This is a genomic window from Pseudoalteromonas sp. NZS11 (genome assembly GCF_015864765.1).
Lineage (GTDB): Bacteria > Pseudomonadota > Gammaproteobacteria > Enterobacterales > Alteromonadaceae > Pseudoalteromonas > Pseudoalteromonas arctica.
Map to the genome: position 1 here is coordinate 364,860 of NZ_JADYWP010000002.1, position 11,801 is coordinate 376,660.

11 protein-coding genes are annotated in these 11,801 nt (G+C 38.1%); 8 read left to right on the top strand and 3 right to left on the bottom strand.

Annotated features, from left to right (window positions below):
• Positions 1-13 precede the first annotated feature (13 nt).
• Positions 14-817, top strand: coding sequence for a DUF1338 domain-containing protein (locus tag I6E82_RS05300; RefSeq protein ID WP_197117023.1), 804 nt, complete (start codon positions 14-16; stop codon positions 815-817).
• Positions 818-888: 71 nt separating this feature from the next.
• On the opposite strand, the gene I6E82_RS05305 is transcribed toward I6E82_RS05300, so the two are convergent.
• Positions 889-2,169 (bottom strand): flavohemoglobin expression-modulating QEGLA motif protein, encoded by a 1,281-nt coding sequence (locus I6E82_RS05305; protein ID WP_008169642.1) that lies wholly within the window; start codon positions 2,167-2,169, stop codon positions 889-891.
• 146 nt (positions 2,170-2,315) lie between these two features.
• Between I6E82_RS05305 and I6E82_RS05310 the strand changes: the two genes are divergently transcribed.
• The 7 genes from I6E82_RS05310 to I6E82_RS05340 all read left to right on the top strand — a co-directional run bounded on the left by I6E82_RS05310 (position 2,316) and on the right by I6E82_RS05340 (position 9,097).
• Entirely contained in the window at positions 2,316-2,573 is a 258-nt protein-coding gene (locus tag I6E82_RS05310; protein ID WP_002958616.1) for a DUF3081 domain-containing protein, read from the top strand.
• On the top strand, positions 2,573-2,878 hold the full coding sequence (locus I6E82_RS05315) for a hypothetical protein (RefSeq protein ID WP_165725464.1): 306 nt from the start codon (positions 2,573-2,575) through the stop codon (positions 2,876-2,878). The genes I6E82_RS05310 and I6E82_RS05315 overlap by 1 nt, the downstream gene beginning before the upstream one ends.
• A gap of 409 nt (positions 2,879-3,287) precedes the next feature.
• The gene (gene betI / locus I6E82_RS05320) at positions 3,288-3,863 is read left to right on the top strand and encodes a transcriptional regulator BetI (RefSeq protein ID WP_010553010.1); all 576 of its coding nucleotides are present in this window, start codon (positions 3,288-3,290) and stop codon (positions 3,861-3,863) included.
• 1 nt (position 3,864) lies between these two features.
• Positions 3,865-5,328 carry a betaine-aldehyde dehydrogenase gene (betB, locus tag I6E82_RS05325; protein ID WP_024591762.1) on the top strand — a complete coding sequence of 488 codons (1,464 nt, stop codon included), beginning with the start codon at positions 3,865-3,867 and terminating at the stop codon, positions 5,326-5,328.
• Positions 5,329-5,339: 11 nt separating this feature from the next.
• Complete coding sequence (gene betA / locus I6E82_RS05330; RefSeq protein WP_024608401.1) at positions 5,340-7,007, top strand: choline dehydrogenase; 1,668 nt, start codon at positions 5,340-5,342, stop codon at positions 7,005-7,007.
• Between the two features lie 158 nt (positions 7,008-7,165).
• Positions 7,166-8,383: a BCCT family transporter gene (locus I6E82_RS05335; protein WP_024592192.1), complete on the top strand. Its 1,218-nt coding sequence runs from the start codon at positions 7,166-7,168 to the stop codon at positions 8,381-8,383.
• A 9-nt stretch (positions 8,384-8,392) separates the two neighbouring features.
• Complete coding sequence (locus tag I6E82_RS05340) at positions 8,393-9,097, top strand: TorF family putative porin (RefSeq protein WP_007580783.1); 705 nt, start codon at positions 8,393-8,395, stop codon at positions 9,095-9,097.
• 115 nt (positions 9,098-9,212) lie between these two features.
• On the opposite strand, the gene I6E82_RS05345 is transcribed toward I6E82_RS05340, so the two are convergent.
• The gene (locus I6E82_RS05345) at positions 9,213-10,967 is read right to left on the bottom strand and encodes a putative bifunctional diguanylate cyclase/phosphodiesterase (RefSeq protein WP_425595331.1); all 1,755 of its coding nucleotides are present in this window, start codon (positions 10,965-10,967) and stop codon (positions 9,213-9,215) included.
• 367 nt (positions 10,968-11,334) lie between these two features.
• Entirely contained in the window at positions 11,335-11,793 is a 459-nt protein-coding gene (locus I6E82_RS05350; protein WP_007580787.1) for an Sbal_3080 family lipoprotein, read from the bottom strand.
• Between the last annotated feature and the right edge of the window lie 8 nt (positions 11,794-11,801).

The window sequence follows — 11,801 nt, forward strand, 5'->3', positions numbered from 1 at the left end:
TTAAGGATTTAACATGCATACTGATGTAAACACATTATTTGAGAGCCTTTGGAAAAACTACTTAAACGTAACACCATCGGCAGACAAAATTCATGACCTTTTAGGGTCAACGCAAAAAGATGACATTATTAACGATCATATTGCTCTGCGTACGTTTAATATTGAAAAAGTGGGTCTTGAAAAGCTCGCTGCTCATTTTTTAGCAATTGGTTACAAAGAATGTGGTGAGTACCATTTTGAAGCTAAAAAACTCTATGCAAAGCACTACGAGCATAGCGATCCTAATCAGCCAAAAGTGTTTATTTCTGAGCTATTAGTTGAAAAATGCTCGCCAGAGTTACAAGCTATCGTAACCGATATGGTAAGCCAAATTAACGAAAGCGCAGTAACAGCAGATAACTTTTTGTATTCAGGCACGCATTGGCAAGTAAGCACCGATACTTATAAGCAGCTGCTAGCTGAAAGCGAGTATGCAGCGTGGATGTCAGCCTGGGGTTACCGCGCCAATCACTTTACCGTAAATATTAATACGCTTGCTAAGTTTGATAACATTCATGATGTTAACCAAGCCCTAAAAGACGCTGGCTTTTCGCTTAATACGTCAGGTGGCGAAGTTAAAGGCTCACCAGAGGTGTTACTAGAGCAATCGTCAACACTTGCTGATGAATACTCTGTTACCTTTAGTGACGGTGATATGAGCATCCCTAGCTGCTTTTATGAGTTTGCTATTCGTTACCCTAAAGCAGACGGCGAGCTTTATACTGGTTTTGTTGCAGCCTCAGCTGACAAAATATTTGAAAGCACCAACGCTCGATAGCAAAACCTAAAGTACTTTATTTTAAAAGCCCGTTATGGGCTTTTTTTATGTCGGTAAGTTATATTGATTAATTATAAAAATAACGGTTTATAATCATTTTCTAATTTTTCAAACGATAAATCGCCAATAAAACGACCGAAGCTCAACCAAGTTGCCAAACCGCGTAAATCTTTAAAATGTGGTGGCACAAATTGTGGACTCTCTATTACACCTAAATCATGAAGCTGCGATATTAATCTAAAATCATCTATCGATATTTTACCTACCAGTAATAAAGGAAGTCTATCGATTCGTCCAAGCTGTATTGCTACGCGTATTAAGTTATAAACCAGTACAAAGCCTTTAATGTAAGCAATATCTTTTGTAAAAGGCAGACCTGTTGGCGTACTGCCTCTAAATACACGCTGCGCTAGTGTGTAACTGTCATCTTTTGATAAACCTTGCGCTACGTAATCACGGTAAATATCTACAAACTCAGCACCGTCAATTACCTTTGTAACGGCTTGAATACGATTCACTAATTTAGATAAACGCCTTGGAGTCGATTTTAAAGTAATAATTTCGGTAAGTACCGCTAAGCCTTCTTGGGTAATAGTAGAGCTAGGCGTGCCTTTACTTAAACATGTTAAATAAGGCTGAGCTAAACCATTTTGAGTGGTACCTACGTGTATCCACCCTTCGTGAACTTCTAAAATATCAAGCTCACGCTGAGAAAACTTAACATCTTGATTAAGCTTTATATTATTAGCACCGGCGGCTGCATCACTGACAATACCATCGCTAAGCATTACCTCTACATTTATGCCTGCCATACTGGCATTTACTTGCTCAGACAAAATACGCACAGCATCAACAGCATCAATATTTTTAGGGTCGTCAGGCAGTATGTCGGCTATAAGTAAATTTTGCAGCGGTTTATCTAGCATATTAGCTAGCTCAGAAAGTGAGGGCTCACCAGCATGGAATAAATCTTTAGGGTGTCCAAATAACTCCACTGATAAGTCATGAAACTCTGGCGTTCCACGATACTCAAGCATACTTAATACCGTTTTATACTCGGTGCACATTTTTCCCATATATTGAGCAATCGGATTTAACTGTCCCAATTGGTTAATAATGTTACGGTGCAAAGTAGAAAATGCTTGGCGCAGCTCGCTAGGTACAAAACCAAGGTCGCGCTGTTGATAATATGCACGATCGATGAGTGGGTTTTTTTGACATTTCTGTCTAAAAAACTCCTCTTTAGTTTGTTTATCCCAATTAATAGCATCGAGTATCCTAATTGGAGTTTGCAATGCAATTAATTGATCCGATAACTCACGAGTTTTTAGTAGTAACGCCTTGTCTATCATGCTCTAAGCTCAACAATAAATGAGCTTTGAGCATAATTTAAAAAAGCGAAATTACAAAGCAATATCACACTTTTTTAGCTATTGTTTTTAAGATGATCGACCCTCATATCTGTATCGTATGAGTTACTAAACGAAGGGCATAAAACATGAAAAACGAAATCGACAATAAACAGATTTTAGCCGTATATGAACGTATAATTCAAAAAGGTGAAATGACTGATGAAGGCAAGCATTATCAAGGTGTTACTGCTTATTCAGACGTAGATGGCTACACAGTATACCTACAAGGTAGCGGCGTTGAACTGCGCTTTGGTTTTCATAATACTTACCACCTTGACTACGAACATGAAAAGCATAAAGACGACTTTTTGAAAAAATTATATAACATTGCAAACGAAAGCTAATGCACCCACGAAAACGCAGACACCGCCCTACCAGTAAGCTCAATACTACTTTTATAAACCAAGTAGTAGAAGAGCTTAGAGCTGATCCAAGCAAAGTCTCAATTATTCAAGAAAATTTAGAACAGTACCGTGCTCAAACTCATTTAAAGCGTGGTTTTTTACTGGCTATAGAGCGCTTTGATTGGGTTTTTGAAGCAAGCAAAGATATAGACTTTATTTGCCAGCAAATTTTAGCTGATGACTATATTGGCAATAGACTAAGACGTTACCCCCTACTTTTTAAAGGCGTTATTAATAATGCCTGACCTTTCAAAACCAAGCGCTTTAAAACGATAAAACCACAAAGTTTACTCTCTATATAAATTTATTAGAGCACTAAGCAATTGCAGGTTTAGTGCGCTTTTGTATTAAATTAATACTATTAGTACTCTAATTATTACTGCACTAATGATTATTGATCATTTTATTCATTTATTGCTGTAAACAAATCATTACTATTATTTAATTTCAAAATAAAATTCACAAGCCTTTGTTTTAAATAAAATAAAACAAAATAAAACCTTATCTTCTTTATCGCATTAGTTGCACTTTTATTAATGATTAATCTACATTTTGGCATCTAGATATTTACTTCAGCCTTGAATTGTTAGAGCTATTACCTTAAGCTTATGTTTATTGAACGTTCAATTAATAAAAATTATGCCTAAAGTCGGAATGGAACCTGTCAGACGTCAGCAGCTAATTGACGCGACTATAGAGTCAGTTGCAACTAATGGACTACAAGGCACAACTATAAACAGCATTAGTAAAAATGCCGGTTTATCGTCAGGCATTATTAGTCATTATTTTGGTGGTAAGCAGGGGTTAATTGAAGCCACTGTTAGATACTTACTAACAAGCTTAAAACAAGGCTTGATAAGTAAAGTAAATAACCAAACGAATGCCATTGAACGTTTAATGATTATTATCGAAGCCAACTTTGCGCTTGTACAACAGCGTAATGATACAACCCGAACGTGGTTAAGTTTTTGGGCGCAATCGATGCATGATGAAGAATTACACAGACTACAAAACGTAAACAGTAAACGCTTGCAAAGTAATTTAGCATTTTCTTTTAAGCAATTAATGCCTATTGAGCAAGCAAAGCAAGCTGCAGAACTTAGCGCCGCAATGATCGATGGCCTATGGTTAAGAGCAGTACTGAGTAAATCAGACAATAATCAGTTTAAACACAGTGAAAAGTTAGCAAAAAGCTACGTACTTTCACTTATCAAGCAATATGGAGCCTAGCGTGACTACACCTGTCTATCAAAATTTTATTAACGGCCATTTTCTTGCAAACCAGAACGGCAAAACATTTGATGTAACAAACCCAGCAACGGGCGAGGTTATTTACGCAGTAGAAATTGCCGACGAATTTATTCAAAACGCAGCCATTGCCAGTGCAAAGCAAGGTTTTGCTCAGTGGTCAGCAATGACACCCATTGAACGTAGCCGCATTTTATTAAAAGCAGTGGCTATTTTACGCGAGCGCAACGATGAGCTGGCACTTGTAGAAGTACTTGACACCGGTAAACCAATGCAAGAAGCAAATTGTGTTGATATTGAAACCGGCGCTGATGTAATTGAATACTTTGCAGGCCTTGCGCCAGCACAAGTAGGCCAACAACAAATGGTTGGTGATGACTTTTACTACACACGTAAAGAGCCATTAGGTATTTGTGCGGGTATTGGTGCATGGAACTACCCACTACAAATTGCGTGTTGGAAGTCGGGCCCTGCCCTTGCAGCTGGTAATGCATTTATATTCAAACCATCTGAAGAAACACCACTTGGCGCACTTAAACTTGCAGAAGTCTTTGTTGAAGCTGGCGTACCTGCAGGTGTGTTTAATGTTGTTCAAGGCGCGGGCGATGTAGGCCAGTGGCTAACGCAGCATAGCGATATTGATAAAGTATCATTTACGGGTGAAGTAGGCACAGGTAAAAAAGTAGTAGCAAGTGCTGCCGGTACTTTAAAAGATGTCACGATGGAACTTGGTGGTAAATCTCCACTATTAGTATTTGATGATGCCAACATTGAGCAAGCGGTTAGCGCTGCTATGTTAGGTAACTTTTATACGCAAGGCGAAATTTGTACTAACTGTACACGTATTTACGTTCATAAAAATGTATATCAGCAGTTTATTGATGAGCTTAAAGCGCGCACTGAGAAAAACATTATTGCTGGCGACCCACAAGATTTAAATACTAACTTTGGCGCACTTATTTCTAAAAAGCACCAAGAACTAGTAATGAGCTACGTTAATAAAGGCATCGAAGAAGGTGCAACGCTATTAACCGGTGGTACAACGCTTTCACCTAAATCTGCACCTAATGGCTATTTTGTAGCACCGACTGTGTTTATTGATTGTAATGACGATATGACTATCGTTAAAGAAGAAATATTTGGCCCTGTAATGAGCGTGCTTGTTTTTGACGACGAAGACGATGTTATTGCACGCGCTAACGGGACTCACCTAGGCTTAGCTGCAGGCGTATTTACTAGCGATATTAAACGTGCGCACCGCGTGATTCATAAGTTACAAGCCGGTATTTGTTGGATTAATGCATACGGTAACTCACCTGCTGAAATGCCGGTTGGCGGTTATAAGCAATCGGGTATTGGCCGTGAAAATGGTATACAAACTCTTGATCAATACACGCAAACTAAGTCTATTTATGTTGGTATGGCCGACATAGAAAGCCCATTTTAAGGCGCCCTACTATGAGTAATCATTACGACTATATTATTGTTGGCGCGGGTTCGGCTGGTTGTGTTTTAGCAAACCGTTTATCTGAAGATTCAAGCAACCGCGTGTTACTACTTGAAACTGGCGGTAGCGATAAAAGTATTTTTATAAAAATGCCAACCGCGTTATCTATTCCTATGAATAGTGACAAATACGCATGGCAGTTTCATACGCAACCTGAGCCTCATTTAGATAACCGTGAAATGCATTGTCCTCGAGGCAAAGTATTAGGCGGCTCGTCATCTATTAATGGCATGGTATACGTACGTGGCCACGCAAAAGATTTTGACGAATGGCAGCAACACGGTGCAAACGGCTGGGATTACCAATCGTGTTTACCGTATTTTCAAAAAGCAGAAAGCTTTTACCTTGGTGAAAATACTTACCGTGGTGGCAAAGGCCCGCTTGGCGTTAATAACGGCAACGAAATGAAAAACCCGCTTTACCGTACCTTTATCAAAGCAGGTGTACAAGCGGGTTACGCTTCTACAGATGATTATAATGCGTCGCAGCAAGAGGGTTTTGGCCCAATGCACATGACCGTAAAAGACGGCGTGCGCAGCTCTGCTTCTCGTGAGTATTTAGACCCTGTTAAATCGCGTAGTAATTTAACAATTATTACCGGTGCACTAGCACAACGCGTGATTTTAGATGGCAAAAAAGCCACTGGCATTGAATACAAAGTAAATGGCGACGTTAAAACTGCACATGCTGCAAAAGACGTTGTACTAAGTGCAGGGCCAATTGGCTCTCCACATATTTTACAACTCTCTGGTATTGGTGATACTCAAGCGCTTGAAAAAGCAGGCGTTGAAGTACAGCATCATCTACCAGGTGTTGGTCAAAACTTACAAGATCATCTTGAGTTTTACTTTCAATACAAGTGTAAGCAACCTATCACGCTTAACGGCAAACTAGGCATTGTTTCAAAAGGGTTGATTGGTGCGCGCTGGTTATTAACGCGTTCGGGTTTAGGTGCAACGAATCATTTTGAATCGTGTGCGTTTATTCGCTCAAAACCAGGTGTTGAATGGCCAGATATTCAGTATCACTTTTTACCTGCGGCTATGCGTTACGATGGTAGAAGTGCATTTGCAGGTCATGGTTTTCAGGTACATGTTGGTCATAACAAACCAAAAAGTCGCGGTAGTGTGACTATTGCTTCTGCGAATCCTGAGCAACCACCAACCATTTTATTTAATTACCTTGAACACCAAGACGATATTGAAGGCTTTAGAGCGTGCGTTCGCTTAACACGCGACATAATCGAACAAAGTGCCTTTGATGAATACCGCGATGAAGAAATTCAACCTGGTAAACATATTCAAACAGATGAAGAAATAGATGCCTTTGTACGCCAAGCCGTAGAAAGTGCCTACCACCCTTCTTGCTCATGCAAAATGGGTGAAGATGATATGGCCGTTGTTAACTCAAATACGCAAGTACATGGTATTGAAGGACTACGTGTTGTTGACTCATCTATATTCCCAACTGTTCCTAACGGAAACTTGAATGCGCCTACTATTATGGTTGCCGAAAAAGCAGCTGACATAATTTTAGGTAAAGACCCATTACAGAAATCGGATGTGAATGTTGCCATAACAAAAAACTGGCAAGAAACACAACGTAGTACGGAGATCTAACTTTAGCCACATGCTTAGGTTTAGTCTCGTCGGGCTAAACCAATGCGTGCCTTGCAGTGGCACACGATGTAAATAGGTTACGTTGTGTTAATGCGAGAATAAAACAATAAAATACGGAGTGCTTATGAATTATTTTTATTCATTACTGGAGGGTAACAATGACTATTTGGCTTAATGCAGGGATCATTTTTACCTTACTCGCCATTATCACTATTTTAATTAAATGGGGTAATGTTCGCGTAGTAGGTGTAACACCAGTTCGAACCTTTACGTTTATAGCAATACTATTTACTTCTGGCCTAGATGTTGGCCTTATCATGTTTCCTTTAACTGAGTTTGCAGGTTATGCAGACATAAAAGCAAGCCCAGAATACGCGTTTGCAAATCCACTGGCTATTGAGTTTGGCTACTGGGGATTTTTGATCTGGGGATTTTACTTTCTTACGTGCTTTTATTTCTGTGTAATAGAACCTAAAGTGAAATTTTTCGAAATTCCTTGGGTTAAATTTATCAATAACGTTGTAATTATTGGTACATGTGCATTTACCGCTTATTTGCTGCTTACAAACCTACCGTGGTATTTACCCGAACTAGGTGATGGAACAAGTATAGTTTCTGAGTTTTACTTGATTGTGTTTGCTGCTATCTGTTTTGCTGTGTACTCAAGTACTGATATTAAATATGTACGTATTTTAAGTATTTCTACTACCTGGTTATTTTTAGCTTTAATCGCCTTTATGTGGGCTGGCGCATTTGTGATTGGTGATAGTCAAATGTCAGCATTTACAGATAACTTAGGCTCTATTGGTACTTACTTTGCGAACATTAATGAATTTGTTTTACCGCTTAATGATTACCATGAGTTCTACTTATTCTGGTGGTTTGCGTGGAGCATAATGATTGGTCAATTTACATCACGCTTTGTTGGTGGACTTAAAACATACCAAGTATTAGGTGCTATGTTGATTTTCCCTTCTATTCCTATTGCGATTTGGTTTAGCGTACTTTATCACTACCATGAAGCGGGCATTCCAACTCAAGGCATTAAAAACTTTGCAATGGTATTTGTAGGTATTGTATTTGTAATTAACTCACTCGATTCGTTAGTGCGTTTATATACAGATAACCTAAACTTTACCGTAAAGCGTTTTGGCAAAATGAAATACATGATCGGAAATGTTGTCGCTTTATCGTTACTTACACTATTGTTTAAATTAGAATTTTTACAAATTCAGTGGGTAGGCGCATTGGTTATTGGATTGTTCTTTATCTGTGCTGGTTTTATCGGATACAGCAAGTTTAAAACAGTTACAAACATAGACAGCTCACCAAAAGCAAACGAAATTGATTACACAAAAATAGACACAGTACACTAGGGATTAATAATGAATAACAAACTAAAACAACTTGTAGTAGCACTACCATTTGCAGTTTTATCAACAACCGCAGCTGCTGATTGGTCAACAACAATCACTGCAGCGTCTGACTACACTTTTAATGGTGTAACACAAACAGATAGCGATCCTGCAATTCAAGGCAGCTTAGACTATGCCTTTGATAGCGGTGTTTACGCCGGTGCATGGGCTTCAAACGTAGATTTTGGTGACGACACTGATTTTGAACTTGATGCTTACGTAGGTAAATATGTACAACTTGATGAGCAATTTAGCGTTGATTACGGTATCGCTTATTACACTTATCAAGGTAATAACAGCGATGGTAACTACGCTGAAGCTTACACTAAATTTGGTTATGCAAGTGAATACGGCCAAACTGAGCTTAACTTTTGGTACAGCTGGGATTACTTTGGTTACGATACAGGCCACGTTATTTCGATGATCGCTCACACTTATGAGCTAGCTCCTAATCATGCACTACGTGCAAGCTTTGATATTTCAAACTCACTTGATGGTGATAAGTTTGAGTGGGATCAAGCTAAGGGAGACAAATCGTATTATCACTACCGTCTAGCATATCAAACAAGCTACGAAGGTTTTGGTATTGAAGTAGCTGCTGAAAACACAAGCTTAGATTACGATTATGCTGATGAGCGTATTGTACTTGCTGTTTCACGCACATTTGATCTTTAATACAATAATTACTGATTAAACAAAAAATGCCACTCTACTTAGAGTGGCATTTTTATTTGTAAACTAACTAACTAACTAACTAACTAACTAACTAACTAACTAACTAACTAACTAACTAACTAACAATATCCCAAGCACTTGTACCCGATGCTGAAAGGTTACTGGTGTTATTGCGTAATACTTTATTACCTACATTAGCTGATGACTCAGGTCGACTTACTAAATAACCCTGAACAGAACTCACACCCATTTTTTTAACAAGTTCAAACTGCCCTATTTCTTCAACGCCTTCAGCTACAATTTTAAGGCCAAGCTTTTGTCCAAGCTCACTAATTGTATTTAATATATCATTATATTTTTGGCTTTTATTAGCTTGAGCTATAAACGAGCGATCAATTTTAATAACATCTATTGGTAAATCCGCTAATGTACTCAACGAGCTAAAACCTGTACCAAAGTCATCAATAGCAATAGTGATGCCCTCTTCTCTTAGCCTACTTAGCTCTTTAATAATTCTTGGACTGGCTTTAATGAATGTTGATTCTGTAATTTCAAGCATTAAAGACGTAGCGGGTAAACCGGTTTTTTTGAGCTTCTTCATTATCCAATCATAAATGTCACGGTGCTTTAATTGAATGCCCGAAACATTTACTGATATTTTTACTTTACGCATACCTGCATTGTGCCATGCAGCCATTTGCCTACATGATTCAAGCATAATCCAATCGCCAAGTTCTAATATTAAATTAGACTCCTCTGCTATTGGAATAAATTCTGAAGGGGGGATCATGCCCTCAACTGGGTGGTCCCATCGGGTAAGTGCTTCGAAATAATCAATCATACAATCTTCAACATGCACAATTGGCTGAAAAGATAAGTAAAAATCTTTACACGCGACTGCTAAACGCAGCTCTTCAAGTAAATAATGGTAACGGCGCATTTTGTTACCCATTTCTGGCGAGTAAACTTTAAATATTCCCTTACCATCACTTTTAGCTCTATACATAGCTACATCGGCTAATTGTAAAAGCGCTTGAGGCGTTGATGCACTTTCTGGGTAAGCCGCAATACCAATACTGGCACTAATTTTTACTATTTTATTGCCAAGCACAAAGTCTTTTTCAAGCTCACTTAGCACATGCTTAGCAATTTCAACGACTCTGTCGCTATCATCAAGTAATTCTATAAAAATGGAGAACTCATCCCCTCCTAACCTTGATAAGTTTTGCTCTAATTGGTTAGCACTATTTATGTTACTTAATTTATGGTGGCGTAATACATTCGCAAGTCGGCTAGCAACTTGAACTAATATTTCATCACCAAAACTGTGACCAAACGAGTCGTTTACTTGTTTAAAGCCATCAAGGTCTATAAACAGGAGCGCACACTTGAGATCTTCTTGATTAGCATGATTAATTTGTCTGTCGATATGTTCAATATATGCATGACGGTCAATTAATAACGTCAGTTTATCTTGGCATATACTGGTTTGAGTTTGTTTTACATAATTAGCCACATGCGTATTTAAACTATTTATTGATTGGCTTAAGCTGCTTACACCCAAAGGGTTCTCTGCCGATTTTACTTGCAAATTAAATGCAGTGAGTAAGCTATTGGCTTGAAGATTAAGCTCCGCTATTTGATTTTTATAATGACGCTTTCTACGCTCTCTGCGTAAGTACAGGCCAGAACCAAATATTAAGATACATAAAAGTAAAAAATTAATAGGTGATGCAAGTGTCATTATAATTAACTTACTTGAATCAGCAGCTACAAACTGGGTGTCAGTGGTTTTAATAAGCAAAAAATCAGCTGTGGGCTGCTCAATTATATAGTGGCCATTTAAGATCGGATTATACCAAGGAGCCATATCAAGAGTGGTATTCGTTATTTCGAAATTTCGTATATCAATACTGGTACTAAATAAATTTATACGATTAATCTGATTCGTTAACTCTATGTTTATGCAAAAACAAAATAGAATTATGATTAGGAAAATAAAACCGAGCGGCTTAAGTTTACTCATAAAAAAAATCCATCTACTTTGCTTCTCCTATCAAACCTATTACCAAAAACGGATTATATCGCTTGCATTTAGTACTACGCAAGCATTGATATAATCCTAAGCCATTAGAATAACAAAAAATTGTAACAATAACGGATTAACTAATTATATTTGATATATAGTATAGGTGGGATTAACAAAAATAAACAAAAAGGTTCTAATTGTTTAAAATTTAATACATACCGTCAATAAGCTCTATAATTTTTTCTTCAGCGTCTATAAACTTATCCAATCCACCACCGGTGCGATAAGATGCTTGTGCTATTTTTTCATTCGTTTCAACGTCTTTAATCCAAATATTTGCGTATGCCATATAGAGCGCTATATCCCAACGCCAATTTGCTACGTAGTAAGCCACTGCATTACATCCTGTCGTATCTGCACCTGGTAATTCGGTCTGGTAGTCTTGGTGTTTCAATACATAATTGGCTGGAATTACCCGAGTTTCAACATCATGCTTTGCAAAACCTTTTTTCATTGCATCTATAACACCAGCTTTAACAGCCTTATGTTCAGCAATACATACTGTTTTAGGTATGTTTGTTTCAAATCGAGTAATGTCTTGCTTTGCAGCACAACCGGCCAAGGTGGCAACCATTGCTGCTGCAACTGTTATTTTTAACGTATTCATATTTATTC